The sequence below is a fragment of the Tardiphaga sp. 20_F10_N6_6 genome (assembly GCF_052076045.1).
Lineage (GTDB): Bacteria > Pseudomonadota > Alphaproteobacteria > Rhizobiales > Xanthobacteraceae > Tardiphaga > Tardiphaga robiniae.
Genome location: NZ_CP197239.1, coordinates 3,059,120 through 3,085,625 on the forward strand (window position 1 = coordinate 3,059,120; position 26,506 = coordinate 3,085,625).

General features: G+C 60.8%; 29 protein-coding genes. 11 read left to right on the forward strand and 18 right to left on the reverse strand.

All coding sequences use genetic code 11. The features are described 5' to 3' along the window. Positions 1-25 precede the first annotated feature (25 nt). Positions 26-1,324: a glycoside hydrolase family 130 protein gene (locus AB7813_RS14800; protein WP_439084140.1), complete on the forward strand. Its 1,299-nt coding sequence runs from the start codon at positions 26-28 to the stop codon at positions 1,322-1,324. Between the two features lie 113 nt (positions 1,325-1,437). Continuing rightward, positions 1,438-1,614: a hypothetical protein gene (locus AB7813_RS14805; protein WP_158596714.1), complete on the forward strand. Its 177-nt coding sequence runs from the start codon at positions 1,438-1,440 to the stop codon at positions 1,612-1,614. A gap of 181 nt (positions 1,615-1,795) precedes the next feature. On the opposite strand, the gene AB7813_RS14810 is transcribed toward AB7813_RS14805, so the two are convergent. Then, entirely contained in the window at positions 1,796-1,999 is a 204-nt protein-coding gene (locus tag AB7813_RS14810) for a cold-shock protein (protein ID WP_068734860.1), read from the reverse strand. Between the two features lie 231 nt (positions 2,000-2,230). Here AB7813_RS14810 and AB7813_RS14815 point away from each other — a divergent pair, with 231 nt between their 5' ends. Both AB7813_RS14815 and AB7813_RS14820 read left to right on the forward strand, forming a co-directional pair. Then, positions 2,231-2,362 carry a hypothetical protein gene (locus AB7813_RS14815; RefSeq protein WP_256461247.1) on the forward strand — a complete coding sequence of 44 codons (132 nt, stop codon included), beginning with the start codon at positions 2,231-2,233 and terminating at the stop codon, positions 2,360-2,362. A 185-nt stretch (positions 2,363-2,547) separates the two neighbouring features. After that, positions 2,548-2,736 carry a hypothetical protein gene (locus AB7813_RS14820; protein ID WP_089266058.1) on the forward strand — a complete coding sequence of 63 codons (189 nt, stop codon included), beginning with the start codon at positions 2,548-2,550 and terminating at the stop codon, positions 2,734-2,736. Positions 2,737-2,757: 21 nt separating this feature from the next. On the opposite strand, the gene AB7813_RS14825 is transcribed toward AB7813_RS14820, so the two are convergent. Both AB7813_RS14825 and AB7813_RS14830 read right to left on the reverse strand, forming a co-directional pair. Continuing rightward, complete coding sequence (locus tag AB7813_RS14825) at positions 2,758-2,964, reverse strand: hypothetical protein (protein ID WP_089266057.1); 207 nt, start codon at positions 2,962-2,964, stop codon at positions 2,758-2,760. After that, entirely contained in the window at positions 2,961-3,299 is a 339-nt protein-coding gene (locus AB7813_RS14830) for a hypothetical protein (RefSeq protein ID WP_068734854.1), read from the reverse strand. The genes AB7813_RS14825 and AB7813_RS14830 overlap by 4 nt, the downstream gene beginning before the upstream one ends. Before the next feature lie 539 nt (positions 3,300-3,838). On the opposite strand from AB7813_RS14830, the gene AB7813_RS14835 reads away from it, so the two are divergent. Together AB7813_RS14835 and AB7813_RS14840 are read left to right on the forward strand one after the other, a co-directional pair. Continuing rightward, positions 3,839-4,054 carry a hypothetical protein gene (locus AB7813_RS14835; RefSeq protein WP_147421564.1) on the forward strand — a complete coding sequence of 72 codons (216 nt, stop codon included), beginning with the start codon at positions 3,839-3,841 and terminating at the stop codon, positions 4,052-4,054. Between the two features lie 838 nt (positions 4,055-4,892). Beyond that, positions 4,893-5,132 carry a hypothetical protein gene (locus AB7813_RS14840; protein WP_093756916.1) on the forward strand — a complete coding sequence of 80 codons (240 nt, stop codon included), beginning with the start codon at positions 4,893-4,895 and terminating at the stop codon, positions 5,130-5,132. Between the two features lie 580 nt (positions 5,133-5,712). Here AB7813_RS14840 and AB7813_RS14845 read toward each other — a convergent pair. Further along, a complete protein-coding gene (locus AB7813_RS14845; RefSeq protein ID WP_439084139.1) occupies positions 5,713-5,916 on the reverse strand; it encodes a hypothetical protein in 204 nt (67 codons plus the stop codon). 372 nt (positions 5,917-6,288) lie between these two features. Here AB7813_RS14845 and AB7813_RS14850 point away from each other — a divergent pair, with 372 nt between their 5' ends. The 4 genes from AB7813_RS14850 to AB7813_RS14865 all read left to right on the forward strand — a co-directional run bounded on the left by AB7813_RS14850 (position 6,289) and on the right by AB7813_RS14865 (position 9,398). After that, the gene (locus tag AB7813_RS14850) at positions 6,289-7,224 is read left to right on the forward strand and encodes a glycosyltransferase family 4 protein (protein WP_439084138.1); all 936 of its coding nucleotides are present in this window, start codon (positions 6,289-6,291) and stop codon (positions 7,222-7,224) included. A 130-nt stretch (positions 7,225-7,354) separates the two neighbouring features. Continuing rightward, a complete protein-coding gene (locus AB7813_RS14855; RefSeq protein WP_441228235.1) occupies positions 7,355-7,585 on the forward strand; it encodes a hypothetical protein in 231 nt (76 codons plus the stop codon). A 90-nt stretch (positions 7,586-7,675) separates the two neighbouring features. Then, positions 7,676-7,936, forward strand: a complete 261-nt coding sequence (locus AB7813_RS14860; RefSeq protein ID WP_089266051.1) for a hypothetical protein — start codon at positions 7,676-7,678, stop codon at positions 7,934-7,936. Between the two features lie 331 nt (positions 7,937-8,267). Continuing rightward, complete coding sequence (locus tag AB7813_RS14865) at positions 8,268-9,398, forward strand: sensor histidine kinase (protein WP_309943611.1); 1,131 nt, start codon at positions 8,268-8,270, stop codon at positions 9,396-9,398. Between the two features lie 209 nt (positions 9,399-9,607). On the opposite strand, the gene cbbX is transcribed toward AB7813_RS14865, so the two are convergent. From cbbX to AB7813_RS14900, 7 genes are read right to left on the reverse strand one after another with little or no spacing between them, the layout of a single operon-like run. Next, positions 9,608-10,522: a CbbX protein gene (gene cbbX, locus AB7813_RS14870; RefSeq protein WP_439089212.1), complete on the reverse strand. Its 915-nt coding sequence runs from the start codon at positions 10,520-10,522 to the stop codon at positions 9,608-9,610. A gap of 5 nt (positions 10,523-10,527) precedes the next feature. Continuing rightward, entirely contained in the window at positions 10,528-10,953 is a 426-nt protein-coding gene (locus AB7813_RS14875; protein ID WP_068729086.1) for a ribulose bisphosphate carboxylase small subunit, read from the reverse strand. Positions 10,954-10,964: 11 nt separating this feature from the next. Continuing rightward, complete coding sequence (locus AB7813_RS14880; RefSeq protein WP_439084137.1) at positions 10,965-12,428, reverse strand: form I ribulose bisphosphate carboxylase large subunit; 1,464 nt, start codon at positions 12,426-12,428, stop codon at positions 10,965-10,967. A 49-nt stretch (positions 12,429-12,477) separates the two neighbouring features. Beyond that, positions 12,478-13,563, reverse strand: a complete 1,086-nt coding sequence (gene fba / locus AB7813_RS14885; RefSeq protein ID WP_439064924.1) for a class II fructose-bisphosphate aldolase — start codon at positions 13,561-13,563, stop codon at positions 12,478-12,480. A gap of 34 nt (positions 13,564-13,597) precedes the next feature. Continuing rightward, a complete protein-coding gene (tkt, locus tag AB7813_RS14890; RefSeq protein ID WP_439064925.1) occupies positions 13,598-15,634 on the reverse strand; it encodes a transketolase in 2,037 nt (678 codons plus the stop codon). After that, complete coding sequence (locus AB7813_RS14895; RefSeq protein WP_439064926.1) at positions 15,631-16,506, reverse strand: phosphoribulokinase; 876 nt, start codon at positions 16,504-16,506, stop codon at positions 15,631-15,633. The genes tkt and AB7813_RS14895 overlap by 4 nt, the downstream gene beginning before the upstream one ends. Before the next feature lie 17 nt (positions 16,507-16,523). After that, the gene (locus AB7813_RS14900; RefSeq protein ID WP_439064927.1) at positions 16,524-17,561 is read right to left on the reverse strand and encodes a class 1 fructose-bisphosphatase; all 1,038 of its coding nucleotides are present in this window, start codon (positions 17,559-17,561) and stop codon (positions 16,524-16,526) included. Between the two features lie 245 nt (positions 17,562-17,806). Here AB7813_RS14900 and AB7813_RS14905 point away from each other — a divergent pair, with 245 nt between their 5' ends. Then, a complete protein-coding gene (locus AB7813_RS14905) occupies positions 17,807-17,947 on the forward strand; it encodes a hypothetical protein (RefSeq protein WP_439065902.1) in 141 nt (46 codons plus the stop codon). Here the strand turns inward: AB7813_RS14905 and AB7813_RS14910 are convergent. Genes AB7813_RS14910 through AB7813_RS14940 form a run of 7 tightly spaced genes read right to left on the reverse strand, consistent with a single transcriptional unit; the run spans position 17,913 to position 26,467 of the window. Next, positions 17,913-19,061, reverse strand: a complete 1,149-nt coding sequence (locus AB7813_RS14910) for an acetyl-CoA acetyltransferase (RefSeq protein ID WP_439064928.1) — start codon at positions 19,059-19,061, stop codon at positions 17,913-17,915. The two genes, AB7813_RS14905 and AB7813_RS14910, sit on opposite strands and share 35 nt — an antisense overlap. Continuing rightward, a complete protein-coding gene (locus AB7813_RS14915; RefSeq protein WP_439064929.1) occupies positions 19,058-19,480 on the reverse strand; it encodes a Zn-ribbon domain-containing OB-fold protein in 423 nt (140 codons plus the stop codon). Before AB7813_RS14915 ends, AB7813_RS14910 begins: the two co-directional genes overlap by 4 nt. Continuing rightward, positions 19,477-21,129 (reverse strand): long-chain-fatty-acid--CoA ligase, encoded by a 1,653-nt coding sequence (locus AB7813_RS14920; protein WP_439064930.1) that lies wholly within the window; start codon positions 21,127-21,129, stop codon positions 19,477-19,479. Before AB7813_RS14920 ends, AB7813_RS14915 begins: the two co-directional genes overlap by 4 nt. A gap of 35 nt (positions 21,130-21,164) precedes the next feature. Further along, complete coding sequence (locus AB7813_RS14925) at positions 21,165-21,530, reverse strand: nuclear transport factor 2 family protein (RefSeq protein ID WP_120287008.1); 366 nt, start codon at positions 21,528-21,530, stop codon at positions 21,165-21,167. Between the two features lie 23 nt (positions 21,531-21,553). Then, positions 21,554-22,867: an aminotransferase class III-fold pyridoxal phosphate-dependent enzyme gene (locus AB7813_RS14930; protein ID WP_439059818.1), complete on the reverse strand. Its 1,314-nt coding sequence runs from the start codon at positions 22,865-22,867 to the stop codon at positions 21,554-21,556. Positions 22,868-22,898: 31 nt separating this feature from the next. Then, positions 22,899-24,470 (reverse strand): hydantoinase B/oxoprolinase family protein, encoded by a 1,572-nt coding sequence (locus tag AB7813_RS14935; RefSeq protein ID WP_439064931.1) that lies wholly within the window; start codon positions 24,468-24,470, stop codon positions 22,899-22,901. Next, positions 24,467-26,467, reverse strand: coding sequence for a hydantoinase/oxoprolinase family protein (locus tag AB7813_RS14940; RefSeq protein WP_439064932.1), 2,001 nt, complete (start codon positions 26,465-26,467; stop codon positions 24,467-24,469). Before AB7813_RS14940 ends, AB7813_RS14935 begins: the two co-directional genes overlap by 4 nt. Positions 26,468-26,506: the final 39 nt, after the last annotated feature.

Consider the following 26,506-nt stretch of genomic DNA (forward strand, 5'->3'; position numbering starts at 1 on the left):
TCTCAGCAGACCATTGAGATTCCTTTTGCCCTCATCTCCGATACTGAATCGCCAGGCGCTCTATCTCCGGCCCGACGCGTCCCGAGTCATCGTACGGCCGTTTAAACCTGCGACGGAGCCACGCGATCTCAATCCGACAGATAAGACGCGCGCCAATCATATTGTCGACCGGATTCTTGCGCTCAGTCCCGAGCAGGCAGAGCATCAGTTGGCCGACGTGCTTGAAAACTTTCTGGGCCGCCACCGGAATCTGCTTCAGACATTCGAGGCCCGCGCTGACGAAATGGAAGATGCATTCCACGGCCATAGCCGGTTCACGACGATTCAGCGTCAGCTAGTCGGCGCCTATTTCCTGAGTGAATACTCGTTTGAAGCATCGGCACTCTTCAATCCGAGCATCGTGCCTCACCCCGATCAATCGGGAACGACAGCCGGCGCCCTGCGCTTCATCCTCAGCCTGCGCGCCGTCGGAGAAGGCCATGTGTCATCCCTGACATTTCGCACCGGCCTTGTAGATACCGACGGGACCGTGAGCATCGATCCGACCGCACGCCTCGCATCAAATCCAGCAATTCAACACCTCGGGTCTGGGCCTGGCGGCGAGGATGTCGCCGTCACGTTTCGTAGCAGCGAGGATATCAGCGAGCGGGTCATTTTTCCGATTACGGAGTCGCAATCGAACGGCATCGAGGATGCGCGCTTCGTGAAATTCGAGCATTCCGAGCGAACGGTCTATTACGCGACGTACACGGCCTATAGCGGCAGGGCGATTCGCTCGGAGATCATCGAGACGTCCGACTTCGTCACGTTTCGCTTTTCAGCCCTCAGAGGCAGCGCATCACATAACAAGGGCATGGCACTTTTCCCCCGGAAAATCGACGGGCGGTTCGCGATGATCGCGCGGCAAGACAATGAAAACCTCTACCTGATCTATTCGGATAATCTTTATACATGGGATGGCGGCACGCCGATCCTGAAGCCGGCCGCCCCTTGGGAGTTCATTCAAATCGGCAACTGCGGCTCACCTATCGAATTAGATGAGGGCTGGCTATTGCTGACCCACGGTGTCGGCCCGGTCCGCAAGTATTCGATAGGAGCAGCACTGCTCGACAAAAACGACCCGACGAAGGTGCTGGGGCGCCTGGACGAACCGCTCCTTCGGCCTGCGCCGTCCGAGCGCGAAGGATATGTGCCGAACGTCGTCTATACATGCGGCGCAATGCGGCATGGCGATCAAATTATCTTCCCGTATGCGATTTCGGACAGTTACTCGAACATCGCGACGATCGATATAAGAAGCCTGCTCGCAGCGATGGACAAATAAGAGCTGACTTAGCTTTACCGTGGAGGCAATGGACGTGGCTTCTCAGCACGCCCAGCTCGTCCGTGGTTGGCACCTTTCACCAAACGGCAAGTAGAACTTTTGGGAGACGCACAGTGACCGGTGAAAAATCAAGGGCGCTCGTTCTCGGAACGACAGTCTTTTGGAAGAACGATAAAAATGACTTTGGTACCGTCATCGCCAAGGACTGGAGTAGCGTCACGGTCAAATGGGATAGCCGCGCCAGCCAGACAATCATGCACAACGATATGGATAGCTGCACGGCCGCCTGAATTCACTTGGCCCGATGAGCATTCCTGTCCATCAGTCGCGAAAACCGACGCGACACCAACCGGCCGCTGAAATCATCGCGAAACGCCCGCCGGGACAAGTCCGACGGGCTGCCAGTTATGTGGTCATTTGGCCGACAGCCGGGCGCCACCAGACTTGCGGCGCCAGGCAAAAGAGGCCCGATCAGCCAACCCGAAGGTTTTCTGCCGACGTCTTGCCACGGTTGGCCACTTCCTCAAAGCTGACCTTGGCCCCTTCATTCAAAGTGCTCAGCCCCGCCTTCTCGACGGCCGAGATGTGAACAAAGACGTCTTTGCTGCCATCGTCCGGCTGGATAAAGCCGAAGCCCTTCGTCGCATTGAACCATTTTACTACGCCAGTGGTCACTTCAGTTCTCCCGGTTGTCTCCGAACGATAGCAACCCTGAATTCAGGGAGGAGTCAATCAAGCAAACTTCCATCTCCTGAATTGATGCGGCTGTCTGCTGCCTGGACGACGGGTGGCGGTCGTCCGCCCGCGATGCGGCGATGCGACAGCGGCTTTAGGCAACATAATCTCCGGGAGACCCAACCGACGTGCTAATGTCACCGAAGCCCAGTGCGGGCGGAGGACCAAACCATGGCTAAAGGCGAACAACGGAACAATCGCGAAGTAAAGAAGCCCAAAAAGGACAAGGCCAAGACGATCGCAGCAGCCCCGACCATGAAGGGCCTGATGCACCCCGAGGCAGAAAAGCCCCGAAAGAAATAGTCGAACAGAGCGCATCGCCAGCATAGCTACGGCATCTGAGGTCACGGGCACCCGGCGCATGATCCATGCGCTCGACGGCGCTGCTGTGTTCGCGGTGATCGAGAACCAGCAAATTCAATCAAAATGTCCAATCCCCTTCCGGGGCGCTCCGACGCGCATCGGCGATCATGCCAGATGGAGCAATCATGACACATGAAGACCTGGAACTGATCCGTGAGATCGTCCTGCACGGCGGCGCAAAATATACGGCTGGCAATATCGATCGCAGCAAATACCAGCGCCTTGTCGATCTCGGGTGGCTATCACCCCTCGTCATGAACAAGACAGACATTGCCTATGAGACGACAAAAGCAGGCGAAGTGGCAGCGAGCTGACCCAGCACCCGGGGAGCGGCTCTAGCCCCGCGCGACGATTTTTCCGGTCGCGAACTGTTCCAAAGCGTAGAGCGCACTTTCCTCATACGTCGCACCCGGCAGCGGTTCTGCGACCACGATCAACTGGCCAATGGTCAATTGAACCATGCCATCCAGGATGTCGTAACTGGCTTCGTACGTCACGCCGGCCAATACCAGTTCGACATAGCCATGCCAGAAGCCCTTCAACTCCGACTCCCAACCAGATCGATAAACGTCTGAAGCTCTGCAGAAAAGCGCTCGGCCTGCCTGGCATCCAGCCATAGTTTTATCGTCGACGTCGCCGACAGGACAAAGGCAACCCCGAAACCGCCCGCATTTGGCACACACAGCGCCGACCAGCTGTCAGCTTCGCTCACGATCTTCCGTTCGTTGGGAGTTCCCGTTTCCAGGACGTGATTGATTTGGATCTTAAGCTCGATTGCATCGTCGAACGACAGGGAAATCTCCTCTCCGCTGAAGTTCAGAATTAGCCAGCAATCTTTTTGCTTGGATTTGACGTCGGAGGTGAAATTGAAGGCCATGGTGGAACCATGCGCCTATGCCCGTGACGGTCAATCAAATTCGTCGCGACACTATGCGACTTGATGCACAGCCCTTCCGTAATCGCCTAGCTGCATGCCAATCGGGAGCAAGTTTCATGTGGCAGCCAAGGTCTGCACGCTTTAACTGGACGTTGCGGCCTCGCGTTTGAGTCGCACTGAGGCGCAGACAAAGGGGCGATCAAATGGGCGACGGGTGGCAACCAATCAGCACCGCACCGAAGGACGATGAAAGGATCATCGTTGCGGGTGGAACATGGATACGCGGAAACAAGGACAAGCTGCCTCAGACATTTCCATGCCTCGTCATCTGGGACGAAACCGAGTGGCTCATTTGCGACAATGAAGGGCCGCGAGCGCTCATACGGGGTCCCAAAATCTGGATGGCAATCCCGCCCGCTGACTTGCCTTCAGCATCGGAATTGCTGAAGACGATCTGACGCATTTCATTAACCATACGATGCTACCCGTCCTGTAGCGCGGGTCTTGTCGAGCGTACCGCGCCAACTCTGGAGTCGCAGATGCAGGTCATCGAAATCACGGACCTCGTCGAGGCCAGGCGCGCTCGTCTGGCTCAATATCACGGGCTGCCGCGCGCACTTCAGCTGAACGGTCAAACAGTCACGGGATCGGTGAGATCCGTCGTGATGGATGCATCGGCAGCAAAGTGGACTGTAAAGCTCGTTGCGACGCCACCTGTCGTCGACAGAAAATATCGTCTGCGCCGCTCCGCCTAGAGCCGGACGCAGACCCGCACGACGACATCCGACTTTCTTCACCTACGCCATACCGCGGTCGCATGTATCCGTAGGCCCCCTATTCTCCTGAACCAGCCACCCAAGGCACGGGCAGTCCAGCGGATTGACCTCAGCGATTCCGGCGGCAAATCAGAACCTTCGAATTAGGTCGACTTCCGAACATAAAGGGCATCTACTGCACCGCATCATCGGCCCTCCTTAGGCATTCACCGGTGACAGAGAGTTCGGTCGCGCTCCCGCCCAATGTCTCGGGACTGCCATGCCTACCTCCGAATGTACTTTGGAATCGCAACAGCACAGGTCCGGACGGTGAAGGCTTCTCACCTTGAAGCTGAGCACGCCGCGATGATCGCGCTTGCGGCAGCTGCTCAACTCCCTCACGGAGACGAGCGAACGCTTGCCATGCGAAAAGCCGGACAACTGCAACTAATCGCAGATGCGAGGAAGCATCGGCTACAGAAACCGGAAGCGACACAATTCGTGCTTCCAAAATAATATCCTCCATTCGTAATTTCCGACTGGAAGCGTAAGATCTAAAGATCATCGCAAGAACCACGGCTTCTACCGGCGTCTGTGAGCACTGTTTCCCCCTCAACAAGGGGGGGGCCATATCAGAGCGTTGGACGATCAATATCCGGGATCGGCCTCTGCCTTTGGTACTACTGTCCCTCCTCTTAGCTCTTCTTAATTGTTGCCGCGTCGTTATTCAGCAGGGCTAAATCACCTCCGGTCAGAACGCGTCATAATCTGCGTGACGCCAAATCCTCGATTGAACGGAAGCAGATCTTGCACGATCTCAACTTGAGAGGGTTTCTCAATGTCAGAGCTGGAATTCAGTGCCGTGAATGACCTTCAACACACGCCGCAGCACGCCAGATGTAACGAGCAGTCCGAATATGATGCGGCGGTCGAGGTTGCTGCGAAGGCAATCAGAAAGACCTGGGATACGATGGGCGACATGCCATCACCGCTTTACGAAGATGAAGCGCGGCAACTCGGTAGAGCAGCACTCGATGCCATTATCGCTTCGCAACCAGTCATTCGGACGACCACATGACCTCCATCAGGCTGGCAGACACGCAGCATCTGACGACGGCCTGTCCATGAACGGCGCGCGTGCTGCTCGGTACAGACGTTTGGCAGCCGCCCAAAGCAGTCCCGAGGTGTACCGGCTACTTATGCTTCTTGCCGACGAAGCCGAAAAAGGAATCCTCTGCATCTCAGCCTTCAAACACCGACGTCCACCCCACATTGTCGCAAAATCAACGTGAACCGCGTGCGCGGCACGTAGTCATCGCGTCGGACAACATCAGCTTTATTTCTTCCACCACTGCAAGGACATGAACCGTTGAATTGGCTACCTATAGACACCGCACCACAAGACGGAACGCCAATATTCCTGGCTGGCGGATACGATGACAATTCGGATCATGCCATGGAATCCGAGGCGGAAAAAATGCGAACCGCTTGCCGCGCATGGAGGAACGACGGCGACTGGATTATTACCCTTGCTGAAGCAGGATGCGTCAACGTCACCCGGATTGATCCCACGCACTGGGCGCCTATTGAAGAACCGCGCTAGCCCTGCAACATCGGATTGCCTTGCGGGCAAGACCGCGTTGCGGCACTTCTAACAATCAGTCAAACAGAGGCTCAGAGTAAAATCCGGCTGCCAGGACCTCGAAAAGCGCTGCGTTTCCATCATACCGAGCCTTCCACCGCGTGCTGCTGAAGCCACTGTTGAACAGATCACCATCGTCCTGCACCTGCCATTCCCAGAAAAGCAGGGGATGTGGTGTGACGATGACTTCCAGATTTGGTTGGCGATACATGGCCACCATGTCGAGCCTCACTTTCGAAACCGCATTGACAAAGGGTCGTTCGCGACCTGTTTATCGAAGGCGCCGCGCGCCGTTCTGCAGCGATCGGGGCGCTTGCTCTTGACAGATGACGGGCGGAGCGCCTCTCATTCTGCAGTGATGATGACACCATCGAACCAGCATCGATGACATTCACCATGCGCTCCTGAGTCGTCGCGTCAATCCAATTTACAGCGGGCCTCCACCAATCCGTCGGCCATATATCCGCCGTGCCCGGATTGACGTAGCTGATTATCCGCCATCCATCCTGCGAGGCTAAACACGATGCGCGTCGCGATGTTAGCGCCTATATCCTGGCGAACTCCTCCCCGACACTACGGCCCGTGGGAACTCGTGACGAGCTTGCTTACGGAGGCACTGCTCTTGCGGGGAGTTGACGTCACACTGTTTGCCACCAAGGACAGTTTGACGTCGGGAAATCTCGCCGGTGTCGTCCCGGCACCATACTCTGAAGACTCGTCGCTCGACGCCAAGGCGTGGGAACTCCTGCATGTTGCAAATGTCTTCGAGCGGGCCGGCGAATTCGACATCATCCACAATCAGGCAGATTTTGTACCGCTGGGCTTCTCTCGCCTTGTGGACACGCCAGTCGTCACAACCATTCACGGCTTTTCATCAGCCCGTATTGTTCCGGTTTTCAAGGAGTATGAGGATCGTGTCCATTATGTCGCAATCAGCGATGCCAATCGCCATCCCGACCTTCGCTATGCGGCAACGATCCATCACGGCATTCCGATCGACGATTTTCCCTTCGATCCGCTTGGCAGCGACGATCTTCTATTCTTCGGTCGCATTCATCCCGATAAAGGGGCTGCGGAAGCGATAGCAACTGCCGAGGCGGTTGGCCGCCACCTCATCATGGCCGGTATCGTTCAGGATGCGGACTATCATCGACGTCATGTGGTCCCAGCACTGGGAAGGTCCGCGACTTATCTCGGTCCGGTCGGAGGTCTGGAGCGGACGCGCGTTCTGGGATCCGCACGAGCATTGCTTCACCTGATCAATTTCGACGAACCATTCGGGTTATCAGTTGTTGAGGCGCTTGCCTGCGGAACACCGGTGATCGCGCGTAACCGCGGATCGATGCCCGAATTGATCACAGATGGCGTGACTGGTTTCCTGGTCAATAGCGCCCTCGAAGCTCTTCAAGCCGTTGAGCGCATTGGTGAACTGGATAGACGCGCCTGCCGGGCGGCGGTTTCTGAGCACTTTACCGTCGATAGAATGGCAGATCGCTACCTGGCTCTATACCAATCTATCCTGGGCTAACCGACGGAGAACCGCAGCGAGAGCGAGATCGCCTTCAGGCCGTTTGCCGCCCTCGTCCACATACATTGAACACATAGACGTCGTAATATTCCTGGAGTTCGGGTTTTCGCCGAGCTTTATGGATCCAAACATGATTGCTATTTCGACACAGGTTCAGGCGCCTGATGACTTTCAGCGCGTGGCGTTCGACATAAGACACGGCAACCGCCGGATTGCGTGTACCCTGACGACCAAGTTTCCAACCAAAGATCAGGCCAAAAGGTACTTCCACGCCAATAGGCCGCTGATCGAGAAACTGGCGCGCGAGCAGATGGAACTGGTTGCAGCCAACGACGGTGAGGTCAAGCTGGTGATGATCTAGAGTCACCTGCCATACTCTCCGTGCTGCGAAACAAAGGCCTGATCTGATCTTCAGGGTTGGCTCAAACGATGACGCAAGGGAATACCCAATATGGCGAAGTCGCTGCTTTCCAGACACGACCTCGAACATGCGGCTTTGCTGCAAATCCGCAGCTGCTACGGCTGCGAAGACGTCACGGCCGTGATCATTGACGAGATCGCAGACCCTCGCTTTGAGACGAACTGGGGCATTCTCTCACTTCACCGAGCGGCCGACGTGCAATTGAGGCTCACCGCAGAGCTCAATACAGTCCGCGCGATTGACGGCACGCAAGAAAGATTGCGCAAGCTCTACAACCTCAAGACCAACTGAGCTCGCCTGACTTCTGGTGAAGCGCATAGTCCAGATCGACGGGGAGCGGTTCCGCCGCCCCAGGGCGAATTCCGTCGGGGGCCACCGCCTTTTCAGGAGCGTGCCTGGCAGCGCATTTTTGACCTCCTCGCGACACGCATCATCGACCAGCAGAATGTTCCCTTACATGACGCGTGATAGGCAATCCCAGGATTATGTCGACTTCGGATGTAAAAATCGCTAGGTTCCTTCACATCACCTCGGTACGATAGGCGCTCGGTGACTGAGGGCCGTGTGTGCTCCCGCCTTGATGGGAGCAGCTTAGGTGTCATCATCTCGAGATAAGACCAACGTGCTTGTCGTCGAAGACGAGATGGTGCTGCGTATGCGAGCGGTCGACATCGTTGAGGATGCAGGATTTACGGCCGTCGAAGCGACGAATGCCGATCAAGCCATCAGCGTGCTTGAGGCGCGATCCGACATTTCGCTCTTGTTTTCGGACATCCAAATGCCCGGTAGTATGGATGGATTGAAGCTTGCTCATGCGGTCCATGAACGCTGGCCACAGATCAAGATCATCCTGGTATCCGGCCAGATAACCCCCTCAAGCGACGAGAAACCGGAAAACAGCCGCTTCTTTGGTAAGCCCATCGACAGCAAGGAAATGATCGCCGAACTGCAGGACATGATCGGTGCAGGCACCCTTGAGGTCGTCTCTGGCCAGGCAGGTTTGACCGTCAATCCGACGCGGCCAAGCCAGTCTGTCGCGGAAGAGACACTGACCGCCGAGAACGACAGCTTACGACTATTGCTGGAACAGGCTGGAATAGATGCCAAGCTGTTGCTCGCGCAGGCCGGCATAGACGCCAAGGAGCGGGAAGCGGCCGACAAGCTGCAAAAGCTTGTGCTCGGCGAATTGCACCATCGCATCAAGAATACCCTCGCAACTGTAAGTGCGATCGCTTCACAAAGCCTTCGGACCGCCACCAGCGTCCAGCATGCGCAGCAAGCCATCGAGGGGCGGCTTCTTGCGCTCGGTCGAGCTCATGACCTCTTGATGCAAGTTAGTTGGGCGAGTGCAGGACTCGAGATGACAATCCGTAATGCCACCGAGCCCTATGACAACAAGGGAGTTGGCCGCTTCGCTGTCTCAGGACCCGAAGTAGATATGGGGTCGGGCGCAGTTATCGCCCTAGCGATGACGCTCAACGAACTTTGCACCAACGCCACCAAGTTCGGAGCGCTTTCGGACCCGAGTGGCATTGTTAAGGTCGACTGGACGATCGACCAGGCGTCGCAGCAACTGACCTTGAGCTGGATCGAAAGCGGCGGCGCGCTGGTCAATCCGCCCGTCCGCCGCAGCTTTGGCACACGCATGATGGAATCGCTCGGACGGCAGCTGAACGGCACTGTGCGTTTGGCTTATCCACCATCAGGCTTCATCTACACTCTGGAAGTACCGATAGCCTCGCTGAACAAATGAGTCGGTGGATGGCTTGTTTGGCTCAATCTGTCGAGATTGGCCCGCATTTGGCGGCTTTTCTTTCAAGCGAGAAGGTCGCTAGGTGGCAAAACCGGTCCCAGTAGCTGTCCAATTCCCGGAAGTCTCCGGCTAGCGCCGCGCTGCCAGGAAGACCGAGGGTCACAAAAGATAGACCTCGACCAATTCGCAGCATGTTCGGTCGGGTGCCATTACCCGCCAGGACCGTTCGAGAACACCCGGCTCGCGAGCACATCCGAAGCCTCCAGTGACTTGATGTCGTCGGCGCTCAGCACGCGGTCGAGATCGGCGACAAGCCGGTTGGCCTGACGTAGCCGCATGCGGTCGAGCGCGTTGCGGATCGAACGGGCGTTGGAGAACAGCGGCTGGGTCTTGCGCAGCGCGATGTAGCGGACGAACGCCGCACGCGCATCGGCGCTGAATTTGTAATTCATATCGCCGAGCATCATTTCGGAAATGGCGAGCAATTCGTCGTCGGCATAGTCGGGGAAATCGATATGGTGGGCGATGCGCGAGCGGAAGCCAGGATTGCTGCCGAAGAACTTGTCCATGCGGTCGCCGTAGCCGGCGAGGATCACTACCAGATCCTCGCGCTGCGATTCCATCACTTGCAGCAGGATCTCGATCGCCTCCTGGCCGTAATCGCGCTCGTTATCGGGCCGATGCAGGTAGTAGGCCTCGTCGATGAACAACACGCCGCCCATCGCCTTCTTTAGGATCTCCTTCGTCTTCGGCGCGGTATGGCCGATATATTGCCCGACCAGTTCGTCGCGCGTCACCGACACCACCTGCCCTCGCCGCACGAAACCCAGTTTATGCAGGATGCTGGCGATGCGCAGCGCCACCGTAGTCTTGCCGGTGCCGGGATTGCCTGTGAACGACATGTGCAGCGTCGGGTTGCCCGACGCCAGGTCCATGCGCTTGCGGATGCGCTCGATCAGCAGCAGCGAAGCAATCTCGCGAATCCGCGTTTTCACCGGCTTCAGCCCGATCAATTCACGATCGAGCTGATCGAGCACCTCGCCGATGCCGACCTCGTCGAACTCACGGCGCAGATCGACCTGCGTCGCCGGCGGCGCGTCCCCGGCGCTATCGACCACCGTCAGCGTGCTCACGACCCACCGTAGCGCTGGCCTTCGGGGCGATCGACGGCATAGGATTTGGTCGTATAGCGGATGTTGCGGCCTTCCACCTCATGCCGCTCGAGCCGGAAACCTGGCTCTTCCTTCGGACGGTTGACGATGAAGGAGAGCCGCACCGATTCCCAACCATGACTCGAGTCGAATGCCGACAGCCGGATGTAGCGATCGCCATACACCTTGCGGCATTCGGTCAGTTCCATCAGCACGCCGGCGGCGTCGCGCAGATCGAACATCGGCAGGCCCCACATTTCCCAGAAATTGTTGCGGGGATGTGGATCGTCGGTGAATTCGATGTTCACGGCCCAACCATTGGCGAGGCAATACTGCACCTGCTTTGAAATTTGCTCATCGGTGAGATCGGGCAGGAACGAGAAGCAGCCTTGGGTAATGCGCATGATCGTGCTCCTTACAGCGAGACGCTGGCGCTGGGGGCGTAGTCGGGCATGTCAGTGGATTCGTAGTTGAAGGTGACGTTCTTCCACGTCTCCAGCGCCGCCTTCAGCGGCGTGCAGGTCATCGCCGCCTTGGCAAGAATCTCCTCGCCTTCATGCAGGTAGTCGCGGCCTTCGTTGCGAGCGAGGATCATCGCTTCCAACGCGACACGGTTGGCGGTGGCGCCGGCCTGGATGCCCATGGGATGACCGATGGTGCCGCCGCCAAACTGCAGGATGACGTCTTCGCCAAGGTGATCGAGCAACTGATGCATCTGGCCGGCATGGATGCCGCCCGACGCGACCGGCATCATCTTGTTGAGGCTGGCCCAGTTCTGCTCGAAGAACACGCCGTGTTCGAGCCGCATCGGATTGTAGTCTTCGCGGCAGATGTCGTAATAGCCGCGCGTCGTCGCCGGATCGCCTTCGAGCTTGCCGACGACTGTCCCGGCATGGATATGATCGACGCCGGCGAGCCGCATCCATTTGGCAATGACGCGGAACGAGACGCCATGATTGCGCTGCCGCGTATAGGTCGAATGCCCCGCGCGGTGCAGATGCAGGATCATGTCGTTCTTGCGCGCCCATTTCGCCATCGACTGAATCGCAGTGTAGCCGATCACGAGGTCGATCATGATGATGACGGAGCCGAGCTGCTTGGCGAATTCGGCGCGTTCGTACATGTCCTCCATGGTGCCGGCGGTGACGTTGAGATAGGTGCCCTTGAGCTCGCCGGACGCTGCCTGCGCCTTGTTGACCGCCTCCATGCAATAGAGAAAACGCTCGCGCCAATGCATGAAGGGCTGCGAGTTGATGTTCTCGTCGTCCTTGGTGAAGTCGAGCCCGCCCTTCAGCGCCTCATAGACGACGCGGCCGTAGTTACGACCGGACAGACCCAACTTCGGCTTCACAGTCGCGCCAAGCAGTGGGCGGCCGAACTTGTCCATACGCTCTCGCTCAACCACGATGCCGGTGGCCGGGCCCTGGAACGTCTTCACATAAGCGACTGGAAGCCGCATGTCTTCCAATCGCAGAGCCTTCAGCGGCTTGAAGCCGAACACATTGCCAATGATCGAGGCCGATAGGTTGGCGATCGAGCCGTTCTCGAACAGGTCGAGATCGTAGGCGATATAGGCAAAGTACTGGCCGGGCGAATTCGGCACCGGATCCACCCGAAAACACTTGGCGCGGTATTTTTCCGCAGCCGTGAGGCGGTCGGTCCACACCACGGTCCAGGTCGCGGTCGAGGATTCGCCGGCCACTGCTGCCGAAGCCTCGATCGGATCGACGCCATCCTGCGGCGTCACCCGGAACAATGCGATGATGTCGGTGTCCTTGGGTACATAATCGGGCTCCCAATAGCCCATCTTCTTGTATTCCATGACGCCGGACTTGTAGCGATCCTTGCCGCGGATCGTGATCGAAGCATGTTCATTCATGGTGGCCTCCTCGTTTGGATCCGGCGTCACCGGATGGAATAAGGTCTGTTCACTCGGCAGCTTGCGCGATGTTGCCGATCTTCGGGTCGAGCGCGCCACTGCGATAACGCTTCGCCATTTCGGCCAGCGGAATCACCTTGATCTTCGCGGCGTGGCCCGCGGTGCCGAATTGTTCGAAGCGTTCGCGGCAGAGGTTGCGCATCGCGTCCATCGCCGGTTTCAGAAATTTTCGCGGATCGAATTCGCTTCTGGTTTGCGCGGCGACTTTGCGGAAGGCAGAGGTCATTGCGAGGCGGCAGTCGGTGTCGATATTGACCTTGCGAACGCCGTGCTTGATGCCGCGCACGATTTCCTCCACCGGTACGCCCCAGGTCTGCGGCATCTCGCCACCAAATTGATTGAAGATGTCCTGCAGAGGCTGCGGCACCGATGACGATCCGTGCATCACCAGATGCGTATTCGGCAGCCGGCGGTGAATTTCTTCGACGACCGTCATGGCGAGAATGTCGCCGTCCGGCTTGCGCGAGAATTTGTAGGCGCCGTGTGAAGTCCCCATCGCGATCGCCAGCGCATCAACCTTGGTGGCACGGACGAAATCGACGGCTTGATCCGGATCGGTGAGCAACTGGTCGCGGCTGACCTGGCCCTCGACACCGTGGCCGTCCTCCTGCTCGCCGCCGCCATGCTCCAATGAACCGAGCACACCGAGTTCGCCTTCGACAGAGGCGCCGATCCAGTGCGCGATATCGACCACGCGACGCGTGATGTCGACGTTGTAATCGTAGTCAGCAGCGGTCTTGGCGTCGGCCTTCAGCGAGCCGTCCATCATGACCGAGGTAAAGCCGTGCTGTAGCGCGGTGGCGCAGGTGGACTCTTCGTTGCCGTGGTCCTGGTGCAGGCACAGCGGGATCTGCGGATACATCTCCTGCAGCGCATCGATCATTCTCGCCAGCATGAAGTCGTTGGCGTAGGAGCGCGCGCCGCGCGAGGCCTGGATGATGACCGGCGCATCGACCTCGGCGGCAGCCTCCATGATCGCCAGACCCTGCTCCATGTTGTTGATGTTGAAGGCCGGCACGCCGTAGCCATGTTCGGCGGCGTGATCGAGCAGTTGCCTCAGCGTAATGCGTGCCATAGGTCCTCCATTTCGTTGTCTTGTCCCGAACAACTCATTCGGCGGCGGCGATGCGCGAGCGGGCGATGCAGCGCATCGCCGCCGTTACGACCGCCGCGGCGGTGATACCGAATTCGCGATACAGATCATCCGCAGGCGCCGAGGCCCCGAATCCGGTCATGCCGACGAACTCACCGCCATCGCCAAACCAGCGCGCCCAATCGCCCTCGATCGCGGCCTCGACACCGACGCGCGGAGCGCTGCCGAGAATTGCGGCCCGATAGTCGCCGGGCTGTTGCCGGAACAGATCGAAGCACGGCGCCGACACCACCGCAGCGCGAATGCCGTCATCGGCAAGCAGCTTTGCCGCAACAATCGCAATCGACACTTCGGAGCCGGTTGCCACCAGGGTGACGTCGCGGCCACCTTCCGGCTCGATGACGACATAGGCACCACGCGCGACCCGGTTAGTGGAATCGATGCCATCGCGGAACACAGGCAGCGCCTGACGCGACAGGCAAAGCACCGACGGCGCATGGGGCGTCCGCAACGCGCAATCCCAGGCCTCGGCGGTCTCGACGGCGTCGCCGGGACGGAACACCAGCAGATTTGGAATCGCGCGCAGGGAAGCCAGGTGCTCGACCGGCTGATGGGTCGGGCCGTCCTCGCCAAGCCCGATCGAGTCGTGCGTCATCACGTGAATGACGCGGATGCCCATCAACGCGGCCAGCCGGATCGCGGGGCGGCTGTAATCGGCAAAGCACAGGAAGGTGCCGCCATAGGGAATGAGGCCGCCATGCAAAGCGACGCCGTTCATCGCCGCCGCCATGGCGTGCTCGCGCACGCCGTAATGGACGTAGCTGCCGTCGAAGGCATCGTGCTGGATCGGCGCCTGCATCCTGGCGCGCGTGAGGTTCGAATGGGTGAGGTCAGCCGATCCGCCGAGCAGATTCGGCAGGACATCGGCAATGACATCGATGACGAGTTGCGAGGCCTGCCGGGTGGCGATCTTCGGTCGCTCCAGCAAGAAATGGGCGCGAATCTTGGCCAGCGCATTGTCGTATCCGCCGGAAAGCTGGCCCTTCAGCGCGGCCTGAAAGTAATCCCGCACAGCGCCGTCGAGACGCGCAACGCGCCCCACCCATTCCGCATGCGCCGTCTGTCCGCGCGCGCCGACCGCGCGCCATTGTCGCGCCACCACATCGGGAACGTGGAACGGGGCGTGCGGCCAGTGCAGCGCGTCACGCGTCTTCGCAACCTCGTCCGCGCCCAGCGGCGCGCCATGCGCCTTCTCACTGCCTTGCCGATTCGGCGCGCCGAAGCCGATCACCGTGCGGCACGCGATCAGCGATGGGCGGTCGTTGTCGCGCGCCCGTGCAATGGCCGCGGCCACGGCCTCGGGATCATGGCCGTTGACACGGCAGGCCGACCATCCCGATGCAGCGAAGCGCGCAAGCTGATCGTCCGAACACGACAGCGAGGTCGCGCCGTCGATCGAGATCTGGTTATCGTCGAACAGCACGATCAGACGATTGAGCCGCAGATGTCCCGCCAGCGAGATCGCCTCGTGGCTGAGGCCCTCCATCAAGCAGCCGTCACCGGCGATCACGTAAGTGTAGTGATCGACGAGACCGTCGCCGAAACGCGCATTCATCAGGCGTTCGGCCAAGGCCATGCCGACCGCCGTGGCGATACCCTGGCCGAGCGGGCCGGTGGTCGTCTCGACGCCCGCGGTGTGGCCGTATTCGGGATGGCCGGGTGTCTTCGAGCCCCATTGCCGGAACGACTGCAACTGATCGAGCGTCACCTCCGCCGATCCGGTCAGATGCAGCAGCGCGTAGAGCAACATCGAGCCGTGGCCGGCGGACAAGATGAAGCGGTCGCGGTCTGGCCAGGCCGGATCGGCGGCATCGAATTTGAGGAAGCGTGAGAACAGCACTGTCGCCGCGTCGGCCATACCCATCGGCATGCCGGGATGGCCCGACTTCGCCTTTTCCACCGCGTCGATCGCGAGAAAGCGAATCGCATTCGCCATATCCGCGTGCGGAACGGTCGCTTGATCCATCTGGGGAGCGGGACTTTGAATATTCATACCGTGCGCCTTTTGCGTTCCATCAATTGCAGGATCAGCGGGGTGAGGATGAGCTGCATCGCCAGATCCAGTTTCGAGCCGTGAATCACGATCGAGTTGGCGCGCGACATGAAGCTGTTGGGGATCATCGACAGCAGATAGGGGAAATCGATGCCGCGCGGATTCTTCAACCGGATCACCACCATCGATTCATCCGGCGTCGGGATCCACCGCGCGATGAAGGGGTTCGAGGTATCGACCGTCGGCACACGCTGGAAGTTGATGTCGGTCTCGGCAAATTGCGGGCAGATGTAGTTCACATAGTCCGGCATCCGCCGCAGGATGGTGTCGGTGACGGCTTCCTGCGTGTAACCGCGATCCTTGCGGTCGCGATGCAGCTTCTGGATCCACTCCAGATTGATGACGGGAACGACGCCGACCTTGAGGTCAGCATGCTGGGCGATATTGACCTTGTCGGTCACCACGGCGCCATGCAGACCTTCGTAAAATAGCAGGTCGGACTTTTCCGGCAGCGGGCCCCATTCGGTAAAGGTCCCCGGTGCCGCCCCGTATAATTTGGCTTCGTCCTCGTCGTGCACGTAATGACGGGCGGTGCCGGTACCGGACTCGCCGTAGTCGCGGAAGACTTTCTCCAGCTCCTCGAACAGGTTGGTTTCCGGGCTGAAGTGGCTGAAGTGCTTGTTGCCCTTCTCGCCTTCCTCCTGCATCTTCGTGCGCATCTCGACGCGGTTGTAGCGATGAAACGCATCGCCCTCGATATAGGCGGCGGCGACTTTCTCGCGACGGAAAATGTTCTCGAACGTCTTTTTCACCGAGGTGGTGCCAGCGCCCGACGAACCAGTGATCGATATAATGGGATAGCTGCGCGACATTTTGCTCTGCCCTCGGCTCAGCGAAACAGGCCGCGCCGCGCAAACAGCGGTGCGTCGCTATTGTCGAACATCGGTTCGATGCCTTCGTGAATGGCGGCAACGTCGCGAACGCCGCGCATCGAGCCCATGATCAGCGGCACGCGCTGGTGCGGTGTTCGCGCCGAAATTTCGAGGATGCGGCGACGGCCGGTGGTTGCGGAGCCTCCGGCCCACTCCATGACCAACGCCATCGGGTGCGCTTCGTATAAAAGGCGTAGGCGCCCTTCGCGGTATCCGGGGCGCGCGTCGGCCGGATAAAGGAACACGCCGCCGCGGACGAGAATGCGAAGTGACTCGGCGACCAGCGAGCCGATCCAGCGCATGTTGAAATCAGCACCGCCGTCGCCACCAATGCCGGCTAGGCATTCGTCGATATAGGTCCGCACCGGACCGTGCCAGTGCCGCCGGTTCGACGCGTTGATGGCGAATTCCGGCGTATTGGGCGCAATCCTGACGCCTTGTGCGACAAGCAGGAATTCACGCGCGCGGCGATCGAGAATGAAGATGTCGACATGCCCGTTATGCGCCAGCACCAACGTGGTCTGGGGACCGTAGACCACGAAGCCCGCGGCGCATTGGGCTGTGCCGGGCTCGAAGAAGGTGGAAACCACATCGTTACCGCGCGGACGGATCGAGAAGATGGTGCCGACCGAGATGTTGTTCTCAAGATTGGCGGAGCCATCCAGCGGATCGATCGCGACACATAGCGGCGCGGCGACATCGAGGATTTCGGGCAATTCTGCCTCTTCCGACAGAATGGCGGCGACGGGGGTCACGAGCAGCGCGCGGCGCATCATCCTGTCCGCGACAAGATCGATGTCCTTCTGCGCGTCGCCGTCGGAGTTCACGCCGCTGAGACGACCCGTAATGCCGGCCAGCGGGCCGTCGGCAATGACGTCGGCAAGGTCGATGGATGCGGCGGCGATTCCCTCGATCACGGCGGCGATCGCAAGCCGGTTCGGCGTCTTCGCCCCCGCGCGATCGAGATGCGAACGCAATGTCACGCGTTCATCCATAGCCGTTCCCTCATCGCCGCCCTCTGCGGGGCCATTTTCAAAGCGTCGTGCCGTTCGGCCGTCCGCGCACCAACAACATCCCAGTTTGCAGAATTAGTAAAATATTCTTATCTTTGGCCGGAGCAAAGTTTTCCTTATAGAGGTTGCTAGGCTGGTGAGCCGGTTTCTGCGGGAATTGACCCTTCGCCAATTGCGCGCTGACCGCCGTTCACCGCGATCGCTCGGTCACGGCTGCGGCCAAAAAACTGCATCCGACACAGCCCGCGGTCACGCTGCAGAGTCGCAATCTGCAGACACTGGCGGGCCAGATCGCCCATTATTCACAAAGCGTGGGCATCAACAGATCTGTCACTACAGCGTGTTGGCGCTGCCAAGTACGGCCGTAAATTCATGCGAGAAGGTGCAACCATTGCCATGAGCGATCGCGATCTCGGCATCCGCGATCTGCCGTGCGCCGGCATTGCCGCGTAATTGCTCTGTCGCTTCGATCAGCGTGAACAGCCCATACATGCCTGGATGCGCAAACGACAATCCACCGCCATTGGTATTGACGGGCAGAGCACCACCCGGCGCGATCCGGCCACCGGAGACAAACGCGCCGCCCTCGCCTTTCTTGCAGAATCTCATGTCTTCCAGGAACATGATGACGTTGATGGTGAACGCGTCGTAGAGCTGCAACACATCTACATCAACCGTGGCGATGCCCGCCATCTCGAATGCCCGCGGCGCGCACTCCGCCGTCGGCGTCGTGCAGAAATCCGGGATCTGCGAGACTTCGCGGCTCCAGCTCGCACCAGCCCCACCGAGGAAATAGACGGGCTTGTGCTTGAGCGCCTTCGCACGATCGGGACTGGTGACGATGACAGCCGCACCGCCATCGCTCATCAGGCAGCAATCCAGCCGCGAGAGCGGATCGGCCACCAGCGGCGAAGCCAGCACCTCGTCGATGGTCAGCGGCGCCTTCATCGTCGCATCGGGATGCAGTTGCGCCCATTGTCGCGCAGCGACGGCGACTTCCGCCATCTGCGCGCGCGTGGTGCCGTATTCATACATGTGTCGCGCGGCACACATCGCATAACCTGGCAGCGGCGACGCCAGGCCGTAGACCTTCTCGAAGGTCGGCAGTTCATGAATGCCGAAGGTACCGGCCTGTTTGAGATTGGAGCCGTAGGCGATCAGCACCGTGGTGCACAGCCCGGCCTCGATCGCCATGGTGGCTTGCAGCAGATGCGACAGGAAGGACGAACCGCCGGTCATGTCCGAGCACGCCCATTTCGGGCGGATGCCGAGATACTCTCCTATCGAGAGCGTCGGGAACATGTGATACAGCGTGCCGCCGCAGATGCCGTCGATATCCTTCAACTGCAGGCCCGCATCCGCAACGGCGCGTGCAGTGGCGCCGGCCATCAGATCCATCGAGGACAGGCCGGGCGCACGGCCGAGGCCGTAGGTGCCGACACCGACGATGGCGCTCTTGCCACGCAGCGATGAGCCGCTCATGACGCAGCTCCCACAGGGCGAAACAGCACGATGGGCTGCTCGCTGTTCGCATAGGTGCCGAAGTCGACCGGCGTGATCACCGCCTGCACGCGCATGCCGATATGGACTTCGTCGGGCGCACAGTCCACGATGCGGCTCAGCATGCGGACGCCTTCGTCGAGATCGACCACACAGGCATTGTAATCGCCGCCATGCTTCGCGGGGCGGCGCATGACGGTCGTCGAATAGACCGTGCCGAACCCGCCGACCTCGACGAATTCGAGATCGTCGGCACCGCTGCGCGGCGCGATCAGGCGCGGATAGAACACATATTCGCCGGTAGAGCGCGAACGCTGGATCATCAGTCTGCCGGCGCGCAGATGGGCCCAGAACTGTCCTTCGGGACCAAGCTCGGCCGCTGGCGAGGTTGCTGTCGTCATGTCCACTCCGCTTCCTGCAGCGACCGCCAGCTGATCTTGTTGCTTTCCGAGCGCGGCAGGCTATCGACCAGCACCACCGAGCGTGGCGTCTTGTAATTGGCCATGGCGCCACGCGCCCAGCCGATGATGTCGTCTGCCGTTGTCGACGCCTTGGCCGCATCATGCAGGACCACCAGAGCCTTCACCGACTCGCCGCGATAGCTGTCCGGCGTCGAGATGATGCAGCACTCCTTGATGGCGAGATGGCCATACATGATGGACTCGACTTCCGCCGGCCACACCTTGAAGCCACTGACATTGATCATCCGCTTCAGCCGGTCGACCGCGAAGAAATAGCCGTCACGATCGCGATAGCCGAGATCGCCGGTGCGCAGGAAGCGCTTGCCGCCCAGCGTGACGAATGCGGTCTCGTTCGCTTCAGGCTTGTTCCAGTAGTTTTGCAGCACCTGCGGGCCGTTGACCACGATCTCGCCGATTGCGTCACTGCCGAGCTCGGTCAGCGTGTCTGGATCGATGATCCGCGCATCCGTCTGATGCACCGGGATGCCGAGGCACTGCCGCCTCGGCGCTTCCATCGGATTGATGTGGGTCGGCGACATGGTCTCGGTCATGCCGTAGCCCTCGACGAATTCGAGGCTAAAGCGGGTCTTCAACCGTTCGGCCACCGCCACCGGCATTGCCGCGCCGCCGCCGGTGATGACCTTGAGCTTCGCAAAACACGCTTCACGAAATGTCGGGCTGGAGAGCACGTCGACGATCATGGTCGGCGCCGCGTTCCAGAAGGTAACGCCATGGGCCTCGAACAGATCAGGGATCAGGTCCTTATCCCAGCGCGCCATCAGCATCAGCGTCGCGCTGACCGAGATCGCCGCATTCATCGAGCCCTGCATGCCCGCCACATGAAAGAACGGCTGCGCGCCAGTCAGCACGTCGTCGCCACCGAGCCGGTACCAGCGCGCCTGCAGCACTGCCGTGAACAGCACGCTCGAGTGCAGATGCATGCAGGCCTTCGGCTTGCCCGTCGTGCCGGATGTGTAAGGGAACAGGCAGAGATCGGCTGGCGTCGCGGTCATCGGCGACGGCGTCTCGTTGCGAGCGATCACATAATCCCAGGCGCGCCAACCCGGCGCCGTGGGGCACGATCCGTTTTGCGTCACGCAGGCTGGCAGCGTGTAAGGCGATGTCTCGGGCACATAGTCGCGATAGTGCGCGACGATGATGCTGTTGATGACGTTGCCAAGCAGCGGTGCAAAAACATCGACGAGATCGCTGCCGACAATCGCCACCGTGGCGCCGCTGTCGGACGCGATATAGTCGAGTTCGGCGGTCTTGTTCATCGGGTTGATCGGCACAACCACGGCGTCGGCCCGCATGACGGCGTAATACGCGATCACATATTGCGGCGAATTCTGCAGCGCGACCATCACGCGGTCGCCGCGCTTCACCCCGCAGATGTTCTGCAGATAACCGGCAAGCGCGTCTACCTGCCGTAACAATTCCGCGTAAGTGAGAACTCCGCCGTAGAACAGCGTGGCCGGATGATCCGGCCGCGCCGTCGCGGCCCGCACCAGCGCATCGTAGAGGACGCCCTCGGGCAACGGCAGCGTGTGCGGCTCGCCGGGTGGCCAGAACGGAGAGACGTCACTCACGGCAAGCCTCCTGACAGGTACATTTCAGCAATTAATCAGGCGAAGAAGTGCCAGACCTTGGCGATGATCTGCCAGCGGCCATCGATCTTGATGAAGGAGAGTTCGTTGACGAAGCGCTTCGGCAGATACATGTCCTTGACGCGGGCATGGGCCGTGGTCGGCGATGCCACGGACACGCTCACGATGTCGTCCTCGCGCGGGTCGCTCCGCGACGCCGATGACGGCCGCGCGGCAACCATGCCCATATAGGTTTCGAGATCGAGATTGACGAGCGTACCGTCGGTGGCCGAAAACAACCGCACCTGGGGATGGAGTACCTTGCGGAAGCCTGCGACATCGCCGTGATACAGCGCTTCGAAATAGCCGGCGATGACGGCGCGGATGTCCTGTTCGTCTTGCATCTTCAAGTCTCTGCTGTCGTGTTTCAATTGAGGCCACTGGCCCGCGCGTGTTCCTGGTCGGCAAGTTCGAGTCCGTGGTCGAGCGCTGCGAGCAGCCGCTCGGCATCCTGCTCACTAATGATCAGCGGCGGCGCCAGGAACAGCGAGGTCTGCTCGCCGCTGGTGCCGATCACGGCGCCGGCTTCCATCGCCCGCGCGGCGACACGCGAGGCGATCGGATTTTCCATGGTGTCGGCGGCCCATGAACGCCAGTCGGGCCCGTGCAGTTCGACGGTCCAGTGCAGGCCCTGGCCTGCAACGCGGCTGACGCTCGGATGGCGACGAGCGATTTCCAGCAGGCGCTTGGTGAAGAATGCTTCCATCGTGCGCACGCGCGCGAGGATATCCTCCTCGGTCACCACATTGAGATAGGTGCTGATGGCGGCCATACTGATCGGATGGCCACGCAGCGTGCCGTAGTTCTGCCAGCTCGATCCCTTGAGCTGCTCGACGATCTTCTTGGACACGATCACGGCCGCGACCGCCGCAGCGCCGCCGCCGAGCGACTTGCCCATGGTGACGATATCCGGACGGCTCTTGGCGCCCTGGAACGCGAACCAGCGGCCGGAGCGTCCGGCGCCGGTGACGACTTCGTCGGCTATCCAGATCGAATTTGCTTTCGCGGCGTGATCAGCGACTTCGTCCTGATAGTCGCCGTCGTAGTAATTGCCGCCCTGCGTGTAATCGATGATGGTCGCTGCGGTGTCCGCGAGCGTCGCGCCGGCATCGGCGAGAACGTCCTTGACCGGCTGGTTGCTCAGTGGCGCGCCATAGATCGCCCCATCTGGCGCAGGCAGGATCTTCACCGGCGCCATCGGGGCCGGTAGACGCGAGCCGCCGGCCTGCACCGCGAGGCCGCCATGCCAGTGCGGCTGCACAGTCATGCTGCGCGACAGACCGACGAGGCCATGATAGGCGCGCTCGCGCGTCGCCAATGCCGTCTTCTGCGACAGGGCCTGACACAGCGACAGCGCCATGTCGTTGGCCTCAGAGCCGCTGATGCAGAAGCGTACGCCGCCGACCCAATCCTCCTCGCCCGCGAAGGCGGTGCCGATCAGATCATCGGCGGCTTTCTCGCGACCGATCCAGGTCCAGCCTTCGTTGACGACCGGCGTATCCGCGGCTGCACGAATGGCTTCCACCATTTTCGGGTGGCGATGGCCGAGCCCGCCGCCGGTGTTGCTGCCGTCGATCAGGCGACGCCCATCTTGCAGATGGAAATAGACGCCCTCGCCGCCGACCACGGTCAGGGGGGCGCTGTCGCCGGCATTGAGGCCCGTCCGCAAAAGTCTGCTCATCGATTATCCTTTTTGTCCTTGCGGAGGTGCATCATGCGCGACCATAGCCGCCGCCGCCGCACATCTCGATGGTGATGACATCGTCCCGTCGCAGCACGAGGTTCGACTTGCCCTCGACGTCGATTACCTCGCCGCCCCGCGTGAGCGTAAGGCGTGCGGTCTTGCCGGGTGCGCCGCCCTTCAGGCCAAACGGGGGAATAAGCTTGCGCTCGACGCAACTGGTCAGATGCATGCTCGGCGCAAGGATGCGGTAGCTGCGCACGACACCGTCGCCGCCCGGATAGGCGCCAGCGCCGCCGGAGCCCCAGCGGATCGCCTGCTGCTCGACGCGAATATTGTAGTTGGCCTCGATGGCTTCAGCCGGCGTGTTGGAGGTGTTGGTCAGATGCACGCGGGTCGCGGCGCAGCCGGCGCGGTTGTGCCGCGCGCCCTCGCCGCCGGCATGGACCTCGTACAGCATCTTCCAGGAGCCATCCTGCCGCGGCTCGGCGAAAGAGAGCATACCGGACGTGGTGGCGCCGCCCGACGACAGCCGCTCCGGAATCACGTCCTGCATAGCCAGGAAGATCGCATCGACGATACGCAGCGAAGTCTCGTGATTGCCTGCCGCCACCGGTGCGGTGAGACCGGGTTCGAAGATCGAGCCCGGCCGGGTGATGATGGTGAGCGGACGCAACGCGCCGCCATTCTGCTGCATATCGCGCCCGCTCATGATGCGCGCACTATAGGCCACCGCGGATTTCGCAATGAAGGACGTCGTATTGCAGAAATTCGAGACCCGGTCGCAGCTGCCGGACAGATCGAACGTCGCTTCGTCGCCCTTGATGGTGATCTTGACATGGATACGCGCCGGCTCGTCGCCCGGGCCGCCGTCATCGAGAAAATCCTCGCCTTCATAGACGCCGTCAGGTAGCCCGAGAATGGCTTCGCGCATCTCGGCTTCGGAGAGATCGTGCAGCCGCGACAGCGCCGCCACGAACATTGCCTTGCCGTGCTGCTTGCACAATTCGACGATGCGTTTCTCGCCAGCCAGTGTGCAGGCGATCTGGCCGAGTAAATCGCCCTCGCAGGATTCGGGATCGCGGACATTGACCTTGAGGAACTGAACTATGGCATCGCTGACGCCTGCTGCCGTGGCGACCTTGATCGGCGGAATCCGCAGCGCCTCCTGAAAGGTGTCGATGGCCTTGGCGAGATAGCTGCCCGGCCAGGTGCCGCCGATATCGGGCCAATGCGCGAGGCTGACGGCAAAGGCAACGATGTCACCCTCGAAGAACACCGGACGGACGACCTTGACGTCGTTGAGGTGATTGCCGCCGAGCGCGCCGAGATTGTAGATCAGCACGTCGCCTTCGCTCAGCGTCGCAGCCGGCACGACTTTCAACAATTCGCGGATCGTATAGGCCATGGCGCCAAGATGGACCGGGATGTCGCGGCCCTGCCCGATCAGCTCGCCCTGCGCATCGGTGATCGCCGAGGACAGATCGCCGGCCTCGCGCAACAGCGGTGAGCGTGCCGAACGCGTCATCACCAGGCTCATCTCTTCCGCTGCAGCTGACAGGCCGTGGCGGATCACCTCGACGGCGAACGGGTCGAGCTTCATGACATCACCTTCGCGAGATAGAGGTTGCCATTGGCATCCGGTGTCGCCTGCCATTGCGGCGGCAGCACCACGGTGGACCACGCGTCTTCGATGATCGCCGGACCGGTGACGGCGTCGGTCATTGCGCTGCGATCGATCACATCGGTCATGACATCCAGCGCGCCATCGAACGAGCAACGGCGCTTGGGGGCCACCGCCGTGCGCAACACTGTCGTCGGGCGGCTCACTTCGGTGGTCGAGGGCTGCCGCGCCTGCGCACGCACGGATTCGATCACGCAGCTTTCGTTGGTCGCGTAGCCGAACAACTCGCGATGCTTGACGAGAAAGTCCTGCCGAAGTCTATCGACATCGAGCGGCATCGTGAAAGGCACGGGGATCGCATCGGCCTGCGCGGCATAACGCATCAGCGCGACCAGTTCGATCTGGATGGAGTCGCGCGGAATCGCGTTGGCAAGCAGAGGCACGAGGGTCTGCTCGACCAGCGCTTCGATGCGCTGCGTGACCTTGGCCAGGTCAATTCCGTCCAGCGCAACGCGCAACGTCTGCTGCTGCAGGAAGCTAAAATCCGCAGTCAGGCATCCCAGCGCGGAGAAGGCGCTGGAGGCAGCAGGCACCACTATCTCGGTGATCCCGTAGAGTTCGGCGAGACCCGCCGCATGCATCGGGCCGCCGCCGCCAAACGCCAGCAGCGTGCAGTCGCGACCATCGATGCCGCGCTCCACTGTCACGCGGCGCAGTGCCCGCGCCATGGTGGCATTCGCGACGCGGATGATGCCGAGCGCGGTCTCGGTAAGGCTGAGCCCGAGGCCCTGCGCGATCGGCTCGATCACGCGGGCTGCAGCGTCGACATCCATGCCGATGCGGTCGCCGAGCTTGGTTTCGGGGTTGAGATAGCCGAGCAGCGCATTGGCATCGGTGATGGTCGGCTTGGTGCCGCCACGGCCATAGCAGGCTGGGCCCGGTTCGGAGCCGGCACTTTCCGGCCCGACGGTCAGACCGCCTGCGCCCGCGCGCACGATGGAGCCACCGCCGGCGCCAATGGAATGCACCGCGAGCATCGGCTGACGCAGCGGGCGATCGCCGAGCATCTTGCCGTCGGCCATCTCTGCCTGGCCATCGACAATCAGACAGACGTCGGTCGTCGTGCCGCCCATATCGAAAGTGAGCACGCGGGATTTCTCGAGCTGGCGCGCAATGCTGACCGAGGCCGCAACGCCGGCGGCCGGGCCAGACATCGCCATCACCAGTGGACGGCGCTTGACGGCCGAGATCGGGATCATCGCACCGGCGGAGTGAAACACCTGCAGGCCCGGACCGATGGGCAGACGCTCTTCAAGCTCGCTCAGATATTCCACCGCAATCGGCATCGCCGCCGCATTGAACGCCGTCGATGACGTGCGCTCATATTCGCGCGCTTCGGGATTGATCTCATGCGACAGCGAGACATGCGGGACGATATCCTTCAACCGCTCGGCCAACATCTGTTCATGGACGGGATTGGCATAGGCATGCAGCAGCGAGACGGCGACGCTTTCCACGCCGGTCTCCTTCAGCCAGGCGATCAGGCGCTCGATTTCGGCTTCGGCCAGTGGCTTCAGCACCTGCCCCTCGTGATCGAGGCGCTCGTCGAGCGCGAAGCACAGCTCACGCGGCACCAGCGCCTTGGCCTTTGGCGCGATATCCAGGCGATAGAGATCGCGGCGACGATAGCGCGCGATCTCAAGAACGTCCTCGAACCCCTTCGTCGCGATCAGCGCGATCTTCGGCAAGCGCTCCTCAACGATCGCATTGGTGATCCGGGTGGTGCCGTGAATGAAGCGCTTCACATCGCTCTTGCGCAGACCAACAGCCTCGATGGCTTCCAGCATTGCCTGCACCGGCGCGTGGGGGCGCGACGGCACCTTGGCGATCCGCGTCTCTGACGTGTCGCGCCGGATGGCGATGATATCGGTGAAAGTGCCACCGATGTCGGTTCCGATTTCCCAGATATTCGTCACGCGCGTTGGTCCCGCTTTCGTTCAGGGCCGGCGATGCAG